Annotated in this window: 14 protein-coding genes; 4 read left to right on the top strand and 10 right to left on the bottom strand. The window is 72.2% G+C overall.

From position 1 onward, the window contains the following. Positions 1 to 24: 24 nt before the first annotated feature. Positions 25 to 2,835 (top strand): ATP-binding protein, encoded by a 2,811-nt coding sequence (locus ACTWPT_RS12875; protein ID WP_443177550.1) that lies wholly within the window; start codon positions 25 to 27, stop codon positions 2,833 to 2,835. A gap of 237 nt (positions 2,836 to 3,072) precedes the next feature. Here the strand turns inward: ACTWPT_RS12875 and ACTWPT_RS12870 are convergent, their stop codons facing one another. From ACTWPT_RS12870 to ACTWPT_RS12835, 8 genes are read right to left on the bottom strand one after another with little or no spacing between them, the layout of a single operon-like run. Beyond that, the gene (locus ACTWPT_RS12870; RefSeq protein ID WP_443177549.1) at positions 3,073 to 3,933 is read right to left on the bottom strand and encodes an SMP-30/gluconolactonase/LRE family protein; all 861 of its coding nucleotides are present in this window, start codon (positions 3,931 to 3,933) and stop codon (positions 3,073 to 3,075) included. After that, positions 3,930 to 5,351, bottom strand: coding sequence for an aldehyde dehydrogenase family protein (locus tag ACTWPT_RS12865; RefSeq protein ID WP_443177548.1), 1,422 nt, complete (start codon positions 5,349 to 5,351; stop codon positions 3,930 to 3,932). Before ACTWPT_RS12865 ends, ACTWPT_RS12870 begins: the two co-directional genes overlap by 4 nt. Before the next feature lie 17 nt (positions 5,352 to 5,368). After that, positions 5,369 to 5,986, bottom strand: coding sequence for a bifunctional 4-hydroxy-2-oxoglutarate aldolase/2-dehydro-3-deoxy-phosphogluconate aldolase (locus ACTWPT_RS12860; RefSeq protein ID WP_443177547.1), 618 nt, complete (start codon positions 5,984 to 5,986; stop codon positions 5,369 to 5,371). 5 nt (positions 5,987 to 5,991) lie between these two features. Continuing rightward, positions 5,992 to 7,134: a galactonate dehydratase gene (gene dgoD / locus ACTWPT_RS12855; RefSeq protein ID WP_443177546.1), complete on the bottom strand. Its 1,143-nt coding sequence runs from the start codon at positions 7,132 to 7,134 to the stop codon at positions 5,992 to 5,994. Then, positions 7,131 to 9,239: a dipeptide ABC transporter ATP-binding protein gene (locus ACTWPT_RS12850; protein ID WP_443177545.1), complete on the bottom strand. Its 2,109-nt coding sequence runs from the start codon at positions 9,237 to 9,239 to the stop codon at positions 7,131 to 7,133. The genes dgoD and ACTWPT_RS12850 overlap by 4 nt, the downstream gene beginning before the upstream one ends. Before the next feature lie 25 nt (positions 9,240 to 9,264). Continuing rightward, on the bottom strand, positions 9,265 to 10,080 hold the full coding sequence (locus tag ACTWPT_RS12845; protein WP_443177544.1) for an ABC transporter permease: 816 nt from the start codon (positions 10,078 to 10,080) through the stop codon (positions 9,265 to 9,267). Beyond that, on the bottom strand, positions 10,077 to 11,033 hold the full coding sequence (locus ACTWPT_RS12840; protein ID WP_443177543.1) for an ABC transporter permease: 957 nt from the start codon (positions 11,031 to 11,033) through the stop codon (positions 10,077 to 10,079). The genes ACTWPT_RS12845 and ACTWPT_RS12840 overlap by 4 nt, the downstream gene beginning before the upstream one ends. 3 nt (positions 11,034 to 11,036) lie before the next feature. Continuing rightward, complete coding sequence (locus ACTWPT_RS12835) at positions 11,037 to 12,626, bottom strand: ABC transporter substrate-binding protein (RefSeq protein ID WP_443177542.1); 1,590 nt, start codon at positions 12,624 to 12,626, stop codon at positions 11,037 to 11,039. A gap of 187 nt (positions 12,627 to 12,813) precedes the next feature. Between ACTWPT_RS12835 and ACTWPT_RS12830 the strand changes: the two genes are divergently transcribed. Beyond that, a complete protein-coding gene (locus tag ACTWPT_RS12830; protein WP_443177541.1) occupies positions 12,814 to 13,923 on the top strand; it encodes a mandelate racemase/muconate lactonizing enzyme family protein in 1,110 nt (369 codons plus the stop codon). Beyond that, positions 13,920 to 14,846: a dihydrodipicolinate synthase family protein gene (locus ACTWPT_RS12825; RefSeq protein WP_443177540.1), complete on the top strand. Its 927-nt coding sequence runs from the start codon at positions 13,920 to 13,922 to the stop codon at positions 14,844 to 14,846. The genes ACTWPT_RS12830 and ACTWPT_RS12825 overlap by 4 nt, the downstream gene beginning before the upstream one ends. Positions 14,847 to 14,859: 13 nt before the next feature. On the opposite strand, the gene ACTWPT_RS12820 is transcribed toward ACTWPT_RS12825, so the two are convergent. Beyond that, on the bottom strand, positions 14,860 to 15,729 hold the full coding sequence (locus ACTWPT_RS12820) for an NAD-dependent epimerase/dehydratase family protein (protein ID WP_443177539.1): 870 nt from the start codon (positions 15,727 to 15,729) through the stop codon (positions 14,860 to 14,862). A gap of 9 nt (positions 15,730 to 15,738) precedes the next feature. Continuing rightward, positions 15,739 to 16,707 (bottom strand): hypothetical protein, encoded by a 969-nt coding sequence (locus ACTWPT_RS12815; RefSeq protein WP_443177538.1) that lies wholly within the window; start codon positions 16,705 to 16,707, stop codon positions 15,739 to 15,741. Between the two features lie 185 nt (positions 16,708 to 16,892). Here ACTWPT_RS12815 and ACTWPT_RS12810 point away from each other — a divergent pair, with 185 nt between their 5' ends. Next, positions 16,893 to 18,089: an ROK family transcriptional regulator gene (locus ACTWPT_RS12810; protein ID WP_443177537.1), complete on the top strand. Its 1,197-nt coding sequence runs from the start codon at positions 16,893 to 16,895 to the stop codon at positions 18,087 to 18,089. The last annotated feature ends 37 nt before the right edge of the window (positions 18,090 to 18,126 follow it).

The raw sequence follows: 18,126 nt of genomic DNA, 5'->3' as shown, positions 1-18,126 counted from the left end.
TAACAGGGGACGGACGACACATTCATGCAGTTTTCGATCCTCGGCCCCGTCGTGGCTGAGCAACATGGGCTTCGCATCTCCGTCCCTCGCTCACAGCGGCGCGGACTCCTGGCGTTGCTGCTGCTCAACCAAGGCCGCCTGCTCTCCGTCGACGCCATCTGCGAGGCCCTATGGGGCGGCGCCGCCCCGGCGACGGCCCGCCAGCAGATCCAGTCCGGAATTCACGCCGTCCGCATGGCGCTGCGCAACCTCGACGGCGAGGACGCCGTGATGGCCGGCGCCGCCGGCTACGGCATCGCCGCCGGGCCCGGTGCGCTCGACCTGGCCAGGTTCGAGGAGATGACCGAGCGCGCCCGCGCCCTGCCGCCGGCCGCGGCGGCCGGCACGCTCCGGCAGGCCCTGGCGCAGTGGCGCGGGCCCGCCCTGGCCGACGCGTCGGGCGCGTTCGTGGGGCCCGCCCGCAGCCGGCTGGAGGACCAGCGGCTGGCCGCCATCGAGGATCTCGCCCAGATGGAGTTGGCGCGCGGCAACATCGAGGCCGCGCTCCAGGTGATACGCCCGCTCATCGCGACCCACCCGTTACGCGAGCGGCTCAGGGAGGGCCACATGCTGGCGCTCTACCAGGCCGGGCGGCCGACCGAGGCGCTGGAGAGTTTCCGCGACCTGCGGGCCCGCCTGGCCGAGGAGCACGGCCTCGACCCCGGGCCCGCGCTCGTGGTGCTCCAGCAGCGCATCATCGAGGCCGATCCGGCGCTGCTGCCGGGGCCGGCCGTCCGTACGCGCGGAAACCTGCCGGCAGACACGACCACCTTCGTCGGACGGCGGGCCGAGGCCGCCGAGATCGCGCGGCTGCTGGCGGGATCGCGGCTTGTCACGCTCACGGGCGTCGGCGGGGTCGGCAAGACCCGGCTGGCCGTTCGCGTCGGCCGCGACCTGGCGCCGCAGGCCCCCGACGGCGTCTGGCTGGTCGACCTCTCCGGGGTGGGCGACCCCGGCCTGGTGGCCGAGACCGTCGGCGAGGCACTCGGCGTGGCCGGGCAGACCGCCCGGCCGCCCGCCGACGAACTGCGCGACCACCTCGCCGACCGCCAGACCCTGCTGATCCTGGACACCTGCGAGCACCTGGTGCACGCCTGCGCGCACCTTGCCGAGTCGCTGCTGCGCGGCGCGCCCGGCCTGCGCATCTTGGCCACCAGCCGCGAGGCTCTCGCCCTGCCCGGCGAGCGCGTGTACGCCGTACGGCCGATGGCGGGCGACGGCGACGGCGCCGCGCTGTTCGCCGAGCGGGCCAGGGACGTCGACCGCGAGTTCGCCCTCACCCGCCACTACGACCAGGTGGCCCGGCTCTGTGACCGGCTCGATGGCATCCCCTTGGCGATCGAGCTGGCCGCCGTGCGGCTGCGCGTGATGACGGTCGCCGAGATGATGGAGCGCGTCGACGCGCGGTTCGCGCTGCTCGGCGGCACCCGTACGGCCCAGGCGCGGCACCAGACGCTGCGCACCGCCGTCGAGTGGAGCCACCAGCTGTGCTCGGCCGGGGAGCGGGCGCTGTGGGCGCGGCTGTCGATCTTCCCCGGCACCTTCGACCTGCGCGCGGCCGAGCGCGTCGGCGTTGGCGAGTACAGCGCCGACGTATGGCGGGTGCTGGCCGGCCTGGTGGACAAGTCGATCGTGGTGCGCGAGCGCGACGGCCGGTACCGCCTGCTCGACGCGATCCGCGAGTTCGGCAGGGAGCGTCTGCGGGAGATCGGCGAGGAGGAGCGGGCCGCCCGGCTGCACCACGACCACTACCACGCCCTCGCGCTGCGGTTCGAGGCCGAGTGGTTCGGCCCCGGCCAGGTCGAGTGGTGCGACCGCCTCCTGGGCGAGGACGCCAACCTGCGTGCCGCCCTCGACTTCGGCGTGAGCGGGCCCGGCGAACGCCTGCGCGCCCTTGAGCTTGCCGCCGCCCTGTGGCCCCTGTGGGCCGCGTGCGGCCGGCTGCGCGAGGGCCGCCACCACCTCGACCGTGCCCTGACCGCCGCCCCCGAGCCCTCCCCGCAGCGCACCAAAGCGCTGTGGGCCTGCGGCCACCTGACCGTGGGCCAGGGTGACCTCATGGCCACCCGCCGCCTGGCCGCCGACTGCCTGGCGGCCGCGACCTCGGTCATCGATGAAGGCGCCGGGACCGTGGAGGCGGAGGACGCACTGGTCTACGCGCTCCACCTCGAAGCAGTGGCGGCCACGTTGGCCGGGGAGCACACCGTGGCCGAGGTCGCTACCCGGCGGGCCCTGGCCCGCCACCGCGAGGGCGACGGGCCGCCCGCCCGACTGCTGACGCTGCTCATCTCACGCGCGTTCGCGCTGCTGCACGCGGGCGACCCGCACGGCGCGCAGGCGGCCCTCGCCGAGCACCGCGCCACGGCCGAGAGCCTCGGCGAGATCTGGACCCGGTCGTGGGGAAACTACATCGGCAGCCAGGCCGCGCTGGCCATGGGGCGGCTCGACGAGGCGGCGGCGCTGGCGGCCGGCTCGCTGCGGGCCCGCCACCTGCTGCGCGACAGCCTTGGCATGGCCAACTGCGCCGACACCCTGGCCCAGGTCGCGGTCGCGGCCGGTGACGGCCGGCGCGCCGCCCGTCTGCTGGGGCTGGGCTACCAGCTGTGGCGCGACTACGGTCACTCCCATATGGGCTCTCCGGAATTGCGCGACGCCCGCGCCCGCTGCGAGGCGGCAGCCCGCGCACTGGCGGGCGAGGCCCGCTACGAGGCGGCTTTCGCCGAAGGCGCCGCGCTCGGCCTGGCCGAGGCCGTCGAGTACTGCGAGGACCCCGCCGGCTACCTCTCGCTCGGCTGAGGTTCGAGCTGCCGACGAGGGGTATACGCAGGCTGCTCGACACCGTGCTGCCTGCGTTCGCCCGGCCACCCCGCGGGCGCTGAGCTCGGCCGGCGATTCGGGGCTCATGGTTGATGGCCGGCGCACAGCGCCGCGAGCATCCCGCCGGCATCGACCCCGCCGGGTTCTGCCAGGAAGCTCTCGCGGTCGCAGGAGAAGCGTGAAAGTTCCGGGGGTGCGCCTGATCGACGGTACGGATCAGGCGCACACTCCCGGAGGCTGGCCCCGCACTCCCGCCGCCACCGCGAAGATCCCGCCGGCGTGCGGCTGCTCGCGCAGCTCCGCCTCGGACAGGCCCACGCGGGCGGTGGTCACGTACAGCGTGCCCAGGTCGGGGCCGCCGAAGGCGCAGCTCGTCACCTTGCGTGCGGGGATCTCGATGGTCATGACGAGCCGTCCCGCCGGCGAGAACCGCTGGACGGCCCATCCCTCCCACAGCGCCACCCACAGGAATCCCTCCGCGTCAACGCTCAGTCCGTCGGGGCGGCCCCGGTCGATGTCGACCAGGCGGCGCCGGTTGCCGAGCGCCCCCGTCTCCGCGTCGTGGTCGAAGGCGTCCACACCGCCCGTGGGGGAGTCCGCGTAGTAGAACGTGCGCCCGTCGGGGCTCCAGCCGAGGCCGTTGGAGACCGAGACCCCGGTCACCATCGTGCGGAGCGTGCCGTCGGGGTCCAGGCGGTAGAGCGCGCCGGCACCCCGAGCGCCGGAGACCAGCGTCCCGGCCCAGAATCGTCCCCACGGGTCGGTCTTGCCGTCGTTGAACCGTCCGCCTGGCGGATCGGTGTCCACCTCGTGCAGGACTCTACGTCCCGAGCCGTCCGCGGCGCAGCCGACGATCCCCGTCGCCGTCGCCAGCAGCAGGCCGCCGTCGCGGCGAGTGGCCACGGCGCCGACCGCCTCGCCTGCCACGAAGCTGACGTCCTCGCCGGTGGAGGGGGAGAAGCAGTGCACCCGTCCGGCCGGGATGTCCACCCACCACAGCCCCTGCCGTCCGGGGTCCCAGATCGGGCACTCAGCCACCGTCGCCTGAGCGTCGAGTGCCAGGTCGGCCGCCGTCATGGGCGGGGCGCCGCGATGCTCTGATGGGTGAGGAACGGCAGCAGGCCGGGCACCCCGCCCTCGTAGCCGATGCCGCTGTCGCCTCGCCCGCCGAAGGGAATCTCCGGCGTCGCTGGGGTGGCCACGTTCACGCCCGCGATCCCCACGTCGAGCCGGGTCAGCAGCTCCGTGCCCGCGGCCACGTCGCCGGTGCAGACGTATCCGGCCAGGCCGTGACGGGTGGCCGCGGCGTCGGCGATCGGCTCCTTCAGGTCGGTGTACGAGCGGACCAGCGCGACGGGGCCGAAGATCTCCTCCCGCCACTCGGGGCTGTCCGTCGCCGGATCGACGACCAGGGTCGGAGCGACGTACCAGCCGCCCGCCTCCGGCCGCGGGCCGCGGTGCACTGACGCGCCTGCCGAGCTCAGCGCGGTGATGAGGGTTTCCAGGCGTCCGGCCATCTCGCGGGTCCGTACGGGGCCGAGGGTCGTGCGCTCGTCCAGCGGGTCACCGGGAACCAGGGCCGAGACCCGTGCGGCGAGCCGGTCCAGGAACTCCACGCGTACGTCCTCGTGCACCCAGACGTTGTTCGCGGCGATGCACGAGGCTCCGTTGTTGCGGAACTTCGTCACCATGAGCGTGTCCGCCGCTTCGTCGAGGTCGGCGTCGGGCAGCACGATGAACGGCGCGCGCCCACCGAGCTCCATCACCACGGATGTGAGCGCCTGGCCGGCCGCCTGCGCGATGTTCCGGCCGACGGCGGTGGAGCCGGTGAAGTGCAGCAGTCGCACGCGGCGATCCTCCAGCCAGGCACCGGTGATCTCCGGCCCGTCCCCGGCCACCGTGTTCAGCAGGCCCTGGGGGAGCCGGGACTCGCAGATCTCGGCGAAGGCCAGGCTGGACAGCAGCGACAGCTCGGAGGGCTTGAAGACCACGGCGCAGCCGGCGGCCAGGGCGGGCGCGATCTTGCGGGCGGGAATGGAGACGGGGAAGTTCCACGGCGTCAGGACGGCGGCCACGCCCACCGGTCCGGTGCGTACGAGGTGCCGCAGGCCTGGGCGCACCGAGAGCACCTGGTCGGTGAGGGTGTGCGCGAGGGCGGCGTACCAGTCGAAGTAGTCGGCGGCCAGGGCGAGCTCGGCGCTCGCCTCACGGCGGCACTTGCCGGTCTCTCGGGCCACGGTCTCGGCCAGGCCGTCGGCGGCGCGCAGCCGTCCGGCGATGGTGCGTAGCACCTCTCCCCGTCGCGGCGCCGGCGTGGCGCGCCATCCGTCCAGTGCGGCGGCGGCGACGTCCACGGCGCGCGCGGCGTCTGGGCCGGTGCCCGTGGCGACGTGTCCGATCGGCCGCCCGGTGGCGGGCTCGACCACCTCGAAGCGGGGGCCGGCACCGGCATGGGGCCGGCCGCTCAGCCGTACCCCGGGGATGTCGTCGTGCATGATCGATCCTTTCTGTGTCATTCGTCCTCGCCGCGCAGCACGGCCAGGTAGCGTCGCGCGCCGTCCGCCAGCCGGTCCCAGTCCCTGTCCCTGACGGCGCCCGCGTCGATCAGCCCGGCGCCGACCCCCACCGTCGCGCAGCCGGCCAGCAGGCACTGCCTGCCGAGCTCGGCGGTCACGCCGCCGGTGGCCAGCAGCGGTACGTCAGGCAGCGGCTGTCGCAGCTGCTGGACGTACGCGGCACCGACGGGAGCGATGGGGAAGATCTTGACGAGGTCCGCGCCGGCGGCGTGTGCCCGGACGACCTCCGTCGGCGTGAACGCCCCCGGGATCGAGACCAGCCCGGCCGTCCTCGTCGCCGCGACCACCGCCTCGTCCAGGTGGGGCGAGAGCAGGAAGGAAGCTCCCGCGTCCGCGGCCGCCTTGACGTGGTCGAGCGTGCGCACGCTGCCCGCCCCGACCAGCGCGGCGCCGCCGAAGCGCCGCGACAGACCGGCGATCGAGGTGAGGGCGCCGGGGCTGTCCATGGTCGTCTCGAAGGCCGTCACCCCGGCGGCGTGGAGCGAGGCTGTGGCCGCGAGGACGTCGTCGGGGGCCAGGCCACGGTAGATGATCAACAGTTCAGGAAATTTCATGCCTCTCACCAGTTCGTGAAGGAGCCGTCGGTGCGGGACAGGCGTGGCGGCTCGTTCCACCTCGACGTATGGGCGGCCGCCAGCGCGTCGAGGTCGACCGGCAGCCCCAGACCCGGTTCCTCCAGCGGGAGCAGGCTCCCGTCGCGCCACTCCGGCGCCGCCAGGAACACCTCGGGCAGCAGGTCGCCGGGACGGTAGGGCTGTTCCTGGACGCCGAAAGCGGTGCACGCCAGGTTGAAGTGGAGCGCCGCGGCGGTGGCGACAGGGCCGAGGGGATTGTGCACGGCCACGCGGATGTAGTGCGTCTCGCACCAGCCGGCGATCTTCACGGCCTCGGTGAGCCCGCCCGCGATGCACAGGTCGATCCGGGCGTAGTCGATCAGCTCGTCCTCGATCAGCGGGCGGAACTCCCACTTCGACGCCAGCTGTTCGCCGGCCGCCAGCGGCACGGCAGTGCGCTCGCGCAACCGGCGGTAGGCGCCGAGGTTCTCGCACCGCAGCGGGTCCTCGACGAACAGCGGGCGCAGGGGTTCCAGCTCGCGGCACAGCAGCACGGCCTCGGGCGGGTCGAGGCGGGTGTGCACGTCGAGGATCAGGTCGACGTCGTCACCTACCGCCTCCCTGGCCGCCGCGAAGCACTCGACGCCCTCGCGTACCGCCGCCCGGGGTTCGAACGCCTCTCCTGACGCGGGCAGTGCCAGCCGCAGCGCTCGCCACCCCGCTTCGCGCAACTCCACGCAGGCCCGCCCGACCTCGGTGGGACCGCTTCCCTCGGGTCGTACGTGCGTGTAGCACGGGACGCGGTCGCGGACCCGCCCGCCCAGCAGGACGTGCACGGGTACGCCGAGCGCCCTGCCCTTGATGTCCCACAGCGCGATGTCGACGGCGGCGATCGCCGAGGCCAGCACCCGGCCGGCGGGGAAGAAGCCGCCACGGGACATCACCTGCCAGAGCTGCTCGGTGCGCAGCGGGTCCTGGCCGATCAGCAGCGGCCTGAGGTGCTCGAGTGCTCCGCACACCGCCGCCCCGCGGCTCGCGAGCCCCGACTCGCCGATGCCGAGCACGCCCTCGTCGGTGTCGACGAGCACGAACAGATAGGTACGCCGCCCGCCCCGCACGGGAACCGGGCGAACGTCGGTGATCTTCACTCCGTCTCCTCGCTGAAGTGGCACGCCGACCAGCGGCCCGGTGCGACCTCGCGCGCGACCGGCCGCTCCGTGCTGCAGATTTCTCGTCCCGCCCGCACGGCGCATCGCGTGTGGAAGGGACAACCGGAGGGGGGCGACAGCGGGCTGGGGACCTCCCCGGACAGCGGCACACGGCTCCGCCGGCGCTCGACCGCGGGATCGGGCTCCGGCACCGCCGACAGCAACGCGGCCGTATACGGGTGCAGCGGCCGGGAGCACACCTCGTCGGCCGGCCCCTCCTCCATGATCTGCCCGAGGTACATCACGGCGATGCGGTCGCTCATCTGCCTGACCACGGCGATGTCGTGAGCGACCAGCAGATACGCGATGCCGAGCCGGTCCTTCAGATCGAGCAGCAGATTGACGATCTGCGCCTGGAGCGAGACGTCCAGCGCGGAGACGGGCTCGTCCAGCACCAGCACCGACGGTCCCACGGCCAGGGCCCTGGCCAGGGCGATGCGCTGGCGCTGACCGCCGGAGAAGTCGCGCGGCAGCCGGGCCGTCATGTCCGAGTCGAGGCCGACCAGCTCCAGCAGCTCCGCCACCCTGCGCTCGGCCTGGCCTGGTCCTGCCAGGCCATGGATGTGCAACGGCTCGGCCACCAGGCGGCCGACGGTGTGCCGCGGATTGAGCGAGGCGTACGGGTCTTGCAGGACGAGCTGGACCTGCCGGCGCAGCTCCGTCAGCCCACGGCTGCCGGTGGCCGTCAGGTCGTGGTCCCACACGTGCACGGACCCCGAATCGGGTTTCTCCAGTCCGAGCAGGATGCGCGTTAGCGTGGACTTGCCGCAGCCCGACTCGCCGACCAGTCCGAGCGTCTCGCCCGCGGCCAGCCTCAGGCTCACACCGCGTACGGCCCGGATCTCACCCTTGGTACGCCGGCCGAGCCCCGAGCTCCGGCGCACAGGGTAGCTCTTGTGCACGTTACTCAGGACAAGAACGTCGGCGCCGGGCCCGCCACGCTGGGACGGCGGCGCAGGGGCGGCCGGCTCGTCACGCTGCGGCGCGGGGGCGACCGGCTCGTCACGCTGCGGGGTGGGAGCGGCCGGCTGGGCATGCGCTTGTGATCGGTCGGCAGCGGTCAGGCGCAACCCGTCGTCGGTGACCCAGCAGGCGGCTCGGTGGCCGGGATCACGCTCCGTCAGCGGCGGGGCCGCGGCATGGCAGCGGTCCTCGGCGAATACGCAGCGCGGCGCGAAAGAACAGCCGCCGGAAGGATGGCGCAGGTCCGGGGGCCGTCCCGGGATGGCCTCCAGCCTGTCCGCACCTCCGGTGAGCCGGGGCACCGACTTGAGCAGGCTCCACGCGTACGGATGCCGCGGCGCGTCGTGCAGCGCGGCTACGGGGGCCTCCTCGACGATCTGGCCCGCGTACATGACCAGGGCCCGGTCGCACAGCCGGGCTACGAGGCCGAGGTTGTGGGTGATGACGGCGACCGCGGTGCCCAGCTCCTTGTTGAGCCGCGCGAACACCTCCAGGATTTGTGCCTGCACCGTGACGTCCAGGGCGGTGGTGGGCTCGTCGGCGATGATGAGCGACGGGTCGCCCGCCAGCGCGATGGCGATCATGACGCGCTGTCGCATGCCGCCGGAGAACTGGTGTGGATAGTCGGCCAGCCGCCGCGCGGGGTCGGGCACGCCCACGAGGTCCAGCAGCTCGGCGGCCCTGGCCCGGGCGCGGCGGCGATCGTGGCCATGCGCCCGGACGGCCTCGGCGACCTGGTCGCCGATGGTCATGACCGGGTTGAGCGAGGACAACGGGTCCTGGAAGACCATGCCGATCTCGCCGCCGCGCAGCCGAGCGAGCTCGGCCCTGGACATGTCGAGGACCTCACGTCCCTGGTAGCGGATGGAGCCGGAGGTGATCCGGCCCGGGTCGCGGACGAGCCGCAGCACGCTGCGCGCCGTCACGGACTTGCCAGAGCCCGACTCGCCGACGATGGCGAGCGACTCGCCGGAATGGACGTCGAAGCCCACCCCGCGCACGGCCTGCACGCGGCCCTGCCGCCCCGGGAACTCGACTCTCAGGTCGCGCACCTGGAGGAGGGCGTCTTGGTTGTCGTTCACGAATTCTCCAGGGGTTCGCCAGGGGTCAGTAGCCGCGGCGCAGGGCCGCGTTGAGTGCGTCGCCGAGCAGGTTCAGTCCGATGACCAGCCCGGTGAGCACGGCGATGGGCGCGAGAACGCCCCAGTGCTGCTCCGCCAGGTAGGGGAGCCCCTTCTCGATCATCCCGCCGAGTGACGGGGCGGGCGGCTGGATGCCGAAGCCCAGCAGGCTGAGCGCGCCCTCCAGGAACACGGCGCCTGCGGCGGACATCACGAAGTTCACCACGAGCGCGTCGACCGCGTTCGGCAGGATGTGTGTCACCAGGATCGCGGTGCGCGAGGCGCCCACGACGCGGGCTCCGGTGACGTACTCCCGCTCGCGCTCGGTGAGCACCGCCGTCCTGGTCAGCCGAGCGGTGACGGGGATGCCGCTGATCACGATGACGATCAGCACGGTGGAGAACCCTGGGCCGAGGAACGCGGCCAGCGTCGCACCCATGATCACCGTTGGGAAGGCCAGCTTGATGTCGAGCACCCGCTGGATGAGGACGTCGACGACCCGGTGCGTGGTCGCGAGCAACCCCACGACGATGCCGATGGCCTTGCTGAGCGGCACGGCCAGGACGATGATGATCACGTCTTGCCTGATGCCGTACAGCAGCCGGGACAGCACGTCTCTGCCCAGGTCGTCGGTGCCGAACCAGTGCCCGGCCGAAGGCCCTTCCAGCACCGCGCCCGCCTGCTGGAAGTCCGGCGCGTATGGGCTGAGCCACGGCGCGAGGAGGCCGGCCGCGACCAGCGCCAGGACGATCGCTGCGCCCACCGCGCCTCCTGGAGCGCGGAGCGCATGGGGCATTGTCATGACGCTTCACCCTCCAGCCGGACGCGCGGGTCGAGCGCCGCGTGGATCAGGTCGCCGGTCACTTGCACGGCGATGAAGACGAGCACGAAATAGACCACCAGGTCCTGAATGATCAGGTAGTCGTGGTTGACGACGGCGTTCGCCAGCACCTGGCCGAGGCCGGGCCAGGCGAACACCGCCTCGATGACCACGGCACCACCGAGCAGGTGGCCGACGCGCATCCCCAGCACCGTGACAACCGGCGGCAGGGCGTTGGGCAGCGCGTGCCGCCAGAGCACCCGCCGGGCGGAGACGCCTTTGGCGTGTGCGGTATCGAGGTACTCCTGATCCAGCTGCCTGCGTAGCTCCGTCTCCAGGAATCTGCCCACGACCGCTCCGGAGTGCAGCCCCAGCGCGATGGCGGGCATGGCCAGGTACTGGATGCCGATCTCCGGGTCGGCCAGCAGCGGCTCGCGGCCCCCGGCGGGCAGCAGTCGCACGCTGATCGCGAAGAGCAGGATGAGCAGGATGCCCAGCACGTACTCCGGGACTCCGAAGATCAGCGCGCTGGCGCCGCGGATCAGCGCCTGCGCTGCCGGCCGCCGTGCCGTGGCTGCCGCGATGCCGAACGCCGCGCCGGTGATGGCGGTGACGACCAGGCTGGCCAGCGCCAGCTCCACGGTCGCGCCTGCCGCCGCGCCGAGGGTGTCGGCAATAGGGGCGCCGGAGATGTAGGAGGTGCCGAGGTCGCCGGTGACCAGCCCGCGGACCCAGTCCGCGTACTGCTGCAGCATCGGCCGGTCCAGACCCATGCGTTCCTCCAGGGCGGCCACGGCGGCCGGATCGGCCTGGTCGCCGAGGATGATCGCGGCGGGGCTGCCGGGCAGCAGGCCGATCAGCAGGAAGACCACGATCGAGGTGAGGACGACGGTGAGCGCCGCGGTCGGGACGCGGCGGACGACGTAGGACAACACGCGTCAGACCACCGTGGAGTTGCCCAGCAGCACGTCGTCCCAGACCGTGTAGTCCCAGTGAGAAACGCCGGTGGTGACGGCGGTGCTGGTGGCGTGGACGAGGTCGCAGCAGAACGCCTCGTCCAGGATGAACTCGGTGACGGCATCGTAGGCTGCGCGCCGCTCGGCCTCGCCGGTCGCCCGTAAGGCGGCCTGGGCGAGCGTCTCGTAGCGGTCGGAGGCGAAGTTGAACAGGTTCTGCGTGGTCCGGTAAGGCATGGCGCTGTAGAGGAGATTGGTGGGGGAGAGGTTGTTGTACCCATGCTGGCCCATCCACATCCCCTCGAAGGTGCGGCTCTCGATGCGCTCTTGCTGCTGGGTGGCGTTGAGCACGCGCAGCCGGGGCTGGAGCCCGGCCTCGCGTAGGTTGAACTCGACGATCTCCGCGGACTTGCTCACCGGCTGCGCCGATTCCAGGATCAGCTCGGCGCCGGCGGCCCCGGCCTCTTTGAGCATGTTGACGGCCCGAGGCAGGTCGCGGGCGTAGTGGTCGGCGAGCCGCCGGTTATGCGCGGGGCTGGTGGCCGACCACGGGGTGGCGTTGGGGGTGGCCTTGCCGCGGTAGATCTCCTCGGCGATCCGGCGGCGATCCAGCGCGTAGTGGATGGCCTGGCGCACCCGTTTGTCCTTCAGCGGGCCGGCGTTGACGTTGCACCCGAGGTAGACGCCGGAGCTGTAGGTGTCGTACGGGGTGACGGTGAACTTCTGGTCGGACTCGACCTGTTTGAGCTCCATGGGGCCGACCCCGGTGGCCAGGTGCACCTGGCCCGAGCGCAGCGCCGACATGCGGGCCTCCGGTTTGGTGATCACTCTTACCAGGACGCTGTCGAGGGCGGGCCTGCCGGACTCCCAGTACTTGGCGTTGCGGTCGAGCCGCAGGCTGGTGCCCTGCCGGTACTCGGCGAAGGTGAAGGGGCCGGTTCCGATCACCTTGGTGCCGGTCATGAGGTCCTGGGCCGACTCCCGGTCCAGCATGATCATCAGGGACAGCGCGTCGAAGAGGTTGTTCACCGGCTCGTCGAACGCGAGCCGGACGGTCCTGGTGTCCACCGCCTTGACCTCGGACAGCTGCTTCAGCAGCCAGGCGAAGGCGAAGGGCGGCTGCATGTCGCGCTGAAACTCCACGGAGAACCGCACGTCGTCGGGGGTGAACGGGCGGCCGGAGTGCCAGGTGACGCTCTCGCGGAGGGTCAGGGTGGTGACGCGGCCGCCGTCGCTCGTCTCCCAGGCGGTCGCGAGCTCCGGGAGCACCTCGTGCGTCTTCCTGTCGAGGCGGATCAGACTGTTGAAGACCTGTCTGCGCCAGGTGGCGTTCTGCGCGGACTGGTTGACCACGGTCTTGGGGATGATGTCCGTGGCCTGCGCGACGACGAGCCGGCCACCGCCCGTCCCCGCCGTGGCGCCCTTGCTCCTGGCCTCCCGTTCCACAGCGGAGGTGCACCCGGCGGCGCCCGCGCCCAGCAGGGCCAGGCCTGCGGCGCCCCAGCGCAGGATGTCTCTTCGCGGCACCCCACCGTTGAGAGGAGGGCCGTCGAGAGGGGAAAGGTTGCTCATCTGGAATGCCTCCGTTGCGCCTCGGCCCGCGAGGATTAATTCCTGTCTGAAGTTAATCTCTGGGTAACAGTGCAGTCAAGGCGTTCCGTGCAAGAGCTCGGCGCCCGGACGACGCATTGACGCCCAAGGTCGCAGCTATTATCTTCCGTGTGCAACTTATGTCTGCCATGGAGAGGGAAGGGCCCGTATGAGCATGCGCATCACTGATCTCCGCCTGCGCCGGTTCCGCGCCACCCAGAGATCGACGTGGATGTTCCTCGAGGTCGAGACCGAGGACGGCCTGGTGGGGACCGGTGAGTGCTCCGACAGCGGGTGGCCGGAGCGGGTTCCGGAGACGGTCGCGGAGCTGGCGCCACGCGTGCGCGGGACCGACGCGCTGACCAGCGGGCAGGACCTCTGCGAGCGGCTGCGCGGCGAGTGCGCGGCGCACGGCGACCCGCGTGCGCGCTTCCTGCGGCGTACCGTCATCGGCGGCCTCGACATGGCGCTGGCCGACCTCGCCGCGCAGGCGGAGGGAGTGCCGCTGTGGCGGTGGATGGGGGGCGAGCGGCGGGAGAGCGTCCCGGTCTACGCCAACATCAATCGCAGCGGCGGCAGGCGCCGCCCGCAGGACTTCGCCGTCAAGGCCGCCGCCGCGGTCGCCGACGGCCATCGCAAGATCAAGGTGGCACCGTTCGACGGGCCGCCGCTCCCCGGCGAGTCCATCGTGGACACCGGGGTCGCGATCGCGAGGGCCGTGCGTGAGGCGATCGGCGAGCACGCCGAGCTGATGATCGACGTGCATCACAAGCTCTCCAGGGACGAACTGGCCGTGGCGGTGCCCCGGCTGGACGAGCTCTGTGTCGCGTGGCTGGAGGATGCCGTGGACGTCACCGACCCCGAGGCCGTGCGCTGGCTGGCAGCTCGCGCCAAAGCGCCGATCGCCGGCGGCGAGACGCTTCACACCGCGGAACAGCTGGCCGCCGCCCTGTCCACGGGTCACCTGAGGGTGCTGCTGCTCGACCCCAAGTACACCGCCGGTGTTACACCGCTGCTGCGCCTGGCCGAGAAGGTCGCGGGCGTGGACGTGACGTACCACAATCCCTGTGGCCCGATCAGCACCGCGGTGTGCGCGCATCTGTCGACCGTCCACCCCGACTTCACCCTGGTGGAGCTGATGTACGGCGAGGATGTGGACCGGGCCGCCGTGGTCACCCCGCGGGAGACGGTGACCGCCGCCGGCCTGCCCCTGCCCATGGCCCCTGGGCTCGGTGTCGCGCTCACGTCTGGGCTCGCGTTCCTGCCGGAAACGGCGTGAGCGGTGACGGTCTGGTGATCCGTGGCGTCAGCCCCGTGCTGCCGACACCCTTCCGCGCCGACGGGTCGCTCGACCGCCGCTCCTTCGAGCGGGTGAGCAGGCACACGTGGGAGCTGGGCGTGCGCTCGGTCATGTTCCCCGGCTTCGCGTCCGAGTACTTCGCGCTGAGCGAGGGGGAGCGGCTGCGGCTCGTGTCGGACCTGGCCGGGACCGTGCCGCCGGGATGCCTGCTGATCGCCTCCGTGGCCGAGCACGCCACGCACCTCGCCACCCGGCAGGTCAGGCGGTACGCCGACCTCGGCGCGGGCGCGATCAACGTCCTGCCGCCCCACTTCGGCGGCCCTCCCCGCGTCCTGGTCCTCGACCATCTGGCGGCGGTGCTCCAGGCGGCCGGGCCGCTGCCGGTGGTCGTGCAGTTCGCCCCGCGTGAGACCGGCACCCGGCTCGATCCCGGCGACCTCGCGGGGCTGCGGGACGCCCATCCCAACCTGGCCGCCGTGAAGGTCGAATGTCGCGCTCCGGGGGCGTACATCCGTGCGCTCGCCCGGCACGGCGTGCCCTGCCTGGCCGGGAACGCGGGCGTCGACCTTCCCGAGGCGCTGGACGCCGGGGCGGTGGGAGTGCAGCCCGGCGGCGGCTTCGTCGAGCTCTACCTCCGCATCCTGCGTCTATGGGACGCGGGGGAGCGCGACGCCGCCCTGGCCCTGCACGCGGGGCTCGCCACCTGGCTGGAGTCCTGGTGGCCGGTGCCTGGGGCGCCGCTCGCGATGGGCAAGGCGATCGCCTGGCGGCGCGGTCTCATCGACGGGCCACACTGCCGGGCGCCCGGCCCGACGATCCCTTCCGGCCCGGGGGATCCGGCCCTGGCCGAGGTGGACCGGTTCATCCGGGAATTCGCCCTCGACCGCCACGTTTCGGAGTGACCGGAGGCTCTCGTCACACCGGTACGCGTTCCGCCTCGCGCCAGCTGAACTCCGCCCGCCAGCCGAGCATCCGGGCCGCCTTGCCGGCGTCCCACAAGGACGCGTGCCCGGGCAGTGGCTCTCGGATGACGGTGTCCGGGTGGTGCCGGCGCAGGAGTTCCTCGGTGGGCACGTCGCTGAGGGTGTCGGCCGCGGCCACCGCGAACACCTCCCAGCCGATGCGGTCGGCGGCCGCCGCGGCGGCGAAGGCGCGGGCCAGGTCGCGCACCTCGATGTACGCCCACAGACCCCGGCGAAGGAAGCCCGGCTCCACCCGCTCCCGGCGGACCCGATCCAGCAGCAGATCGGGGGTGCCGATGGCGGGGAAGCGCAGAGCCGCGACCGACAGGCCGGTGGCCCGGTGGAACATCGCGCAGGCGGCCTCGTCGGCCTGTTTGGACAGGGCGTAGCCGTCCTGCGGGCGTGCCGGGTGTGCTTCATCGACCGGTGCGTACAGCGGGGACAGCTCGCAGGGCCCGCCGGAGATGCCGAGCACCGACCCGCTCGACGCGGTCACCACCCGCGGCACGCCCTCGCCGACGGCGGCGTCGAGCACGGCGTAGGTGGCCGCGGTGTTGGTGGTGTAGATCGTGTGCCCGGGGCCGGTGCGCGGGTTCGGCATGGCGGCGAGGTGGATGACGGCCCGGGCGCCTCGGAAAACAGGCCGCAGTGCATCGGGGTCCCCGATGGGCATGGTGTGCACGCGCACCCCCGGGGGCGCCGGCGTGGGCTCACGGTCCACGCCGACCACTGGGACGCCCGCCGCCACCAGATGCTCGACGACCGCCCTGCCGAGTCGCCCCGCCGAGCCGGTGACGACGACGGCGTCCTGCCGCTCGATCATGGTCGGTCCTTATGCCATGTGGACGGATTCGGGGCGGTGGATGAGCTCGCGGAAGGTGTCGAGCCGTTCCCCGTCGAGCACCCAGGTGCCGTTCGGGGACTCCACCCCGGAGTTGAAGTACGACAGCGCGACCAGTCCCTGATTCAGCGCGTACTCGTAGGCGTGGGCCAGCCAGGCGGCGGACTTGCCCGGCTCCCGATAGGCGTGGCGGACGCCGTACTCGGCCACGAACAGCGGCCTTTCCCACTGGCGGCAGGTGGCGATGGGCCCGCCCCAGATCTTCTCCGGGGTCTTCCACGGGCGGTACTCGGCGTGCGTGGTGTCATAGGTCCACCAGGGGTTGTAGTCGTCGACGCCGATGAGATCGGCCTCGGGGATGTGCCACGCCTCGACGTCGTCACCTCCCTGCCAGATCCAGCCGTTGAGAATCGGGGTCACGGCGATGTTCGGGAACCGGTGCAGGATCGGGGCGGCATGGGCGTACATCGCCCGGTAGGCCGCGGGCGTCTGCTCGCCGCGTGGCTCGTGGTGCAGGCAGAACCACACCGGACCCGGCACACTGCCGAGCGCCGTGGCCACGTTGCGCAGCCAGGCGTCGTGCTTACCGTCGGCGACCTCCTGCCAAGGGCCGGGCAGTTTGGTGGAGATGACCGGTACACGATGGTGCTTGATGTCGTCCAGGGCGACCCGCCGCATGTCGTGCCACTGCTCGTCATGCACGTACTTGAAGTAGCTCCGGTGGCAGCCGAGCGTAGTGCCGATCCCGGCCTCGAACTCCGGCACGGTTTGCTGCGGGCCCATCGAAGAGCCATACACGATCTTGCCCGCGCCCGGGTCGCCGGGAAACCGGCCCCTGCGCCACCAGGGCGTGGCGGCCGCGGCGGGGAGGGCCGGCAGCAGGCCGAGGCCCGCGGCGCCGAGCGCGGCCGCGCCACCGAGCAGGATCGAACGCCGCGAGGGCGTGTTGACGTCGGTCATACCACTCCTCCTTCGAGGGAGTCTCAAGGATTCCGATATAAACTTCTAACAGAAGTTAATCGTCAGGACCAGCCCCTGGTACGATCTTTCGTGGAACCGGCCGCTCGTTGACGAGTCCGGTCTTCCGGACGTTTAATTCCTCTGCACAGGAAATATGGCGACGTCGGGTAAGGGGAGTGATGGCCATGCGGAGCCCGAGCTCGGCCTCCCGTGCGGCGGCGACGCTGGACGTGCGCAGACACAACGTGGCCGCGCTGCTGCGGGCCCTGCTCAGAGAAGGGCCTGCCCCACGGGTCGATCTCGCCGAGCGCCTCTCGCTGAGCTCGGGTACGACCACCCGCATCACGGCCGAACTGACCCGGGCGGGGCTGCTGGAGGAGCTGCCCGCCCTCCCCTCGGGCGACGCCGGCCGCCCGCGTGTGCCGCTCGACCTGGCTTCCGCGCGCTTCCACGCCGTTGGCATCCACATCGGCCTGCGACGCACCACCATCGGCCTCGTCGACCTGCGCGGCCGTCTCATCGGTGACGCGGTGCGGATCGCCCACGACGGGGAGCTCGACCCCGCGGTCGTGGTCGCCGAGGCCGCCGCGCGCGCGACTGAGCTCGCCGGGGACACCTCCGCGCGGGTCCTCGGCACCGGCTTCACCACCGTCGGCCGGGTCGACGCCGCCTCCGGCCGCATAAGAGACCAGGACGTGCTCGGCTGGACCGACGTCGACATCCCGGCCCTGGCGGGCGGCCGCTTTCCCGGCCTGCTCGTCGTCGAATCGACCCAGCGTGCCCTCTGCCGGGCCGAAATGTGGTTCGGGGCCGACCGTGGTGTACAGGACTTCGTGCATCTGTTCATCGGCAACGTGATCGGTGCGGGCATCGTCATCGGCCGCGAGCTCCACCACGGTCAGGGCGAGGGTGCTGGGCAGATCGCCCATCTGCCCCTTTCCCGGCCCGCCCCGATGTCCTGCGAGTGCGGCCGCAGTGGTTGTCTCATGTCGGTCGCGGGTGATCGCGCCGTCGTCGGCCGGGCCGTGCGCGAGGGATTGCTCGGCGAGGGGCAGTCGGTCCACGACCTGGCCGAGCTCGCCCGCGGCGGTGATGCCCTGGCCGACTACCTGCTGCGTGACCGTGCCCGTGCGATCGGGGAGGCCGTCGCGACCGTGATGGACCTGCTGGCCCCCGACCAGGTCATCGTCTTCGGCACGCCGTTGCTCGTCCCTGACCACATCACCGAGATCCGCGGAGAGGCGCGGCGGTGGATGCGACGTGAGTTCGACGCCGAGCGCGTGATCAAACCGAGCGCCCTCGACAACAACGCGCCCGTGATCGCCGCGGCCACCTGCGTGCTGGAGCGCTTCTACGCCGACCCATTCGCGCTCATCGGCTGAGATCCGGTTTCCTGCCAAGAGCAATTAAACAAGGGGC

It is taken from the genome of Nonomuraea sp. 3N208 (genome assembly GCF_052245935.1).
In the GTDB taxonomy this organism is placed as follows: domain Bacteria; phylum Actinomycetota; class Actinomycetes; order Streptosporangiales; family Streptosporangiaceae; genus Nonomuraea.
This window is presented reverse-complemented; position numbering and strand designations above follow the sequence as displayed.

Excerpts from the sequence above, each read along its gene's own strand:
- ACTWPT_RS12820 (WP_443177539.1), bottom strand. The coding sequence starts at position 15,729 with ATGATCGAGCGGCAGGACGCCGTCGTCGTCACCGGCTCGGCGGGGCGA.
- ACTWPT_RS12865 (WP_443177548.1), bottom strand. The coding sequence starts at position 5,351 with ATGCACGACGACATCCCCGGGGTACGGCTGAGCGGCCGGCCCCATGCC.
- ACTWPT_RS12830 (WP_443177541.1), top strand. The coding sequence starts at position 12,814 with ATGAGCATGCGCATCACTGATCTCCGCCTGCGCCGGTTCCGCGCCACC.
- ACTWPT_RS12860 (WP_443177547.1), bottom strand. The coding sequence starts at position 5,986 with ATGAAATTTCCTGAACTGTTGATCATCTACCGTGGCCTGGCCCCCGAC.
- ACTWPT_RS12870 (WP_443177549.1), bottom strand. The coding sequence starts at position 3,933 with ATGACGGCGGCCGACCTGGCACTCGACGCTCAGGCGACGGTGGCTGAG.
- ACTWPT_RS12875 (WP_443177550.1), top strand. The coding sequence starts at position 25 with ATGCAGTTTTCGATCCTCGGCCCCGTCGTGGCTGAGCAACATGGGCTT.
- ACTWPT_RS12835 (WP_443177542.1), bottom strand. The coding sequence starts at position 12,626 with ATGAGCAACCTTTCCCCTCTCGACGGCCCTCCTCTCAACGGTGGGGTG.
- ACTWPT_RS12815 (WP_443177538.1), bottom strand. The coding sequence starts at position 16,707 with ATGACCGACGTCAACACGCCCTCGCGGCGTTCGATCCTGCTCGGTGGC.
- ACTWPT_RS12845 (WP_443177544.1), bottom strand. The coding sequence starts at position 10,080 with ATGACAATGCCCCATGCGCTCCGCGCTCCAGGAGGCGCGGTGGGCGCA.
- ACTWPT_RS12810 (WP_443177537.1), top strand. The coding sequence starts at position 16,893 with ATGCGGAGCCCGAGCTCGGCCTCCCGTGCGGCGGCGACGCTGGACGTG.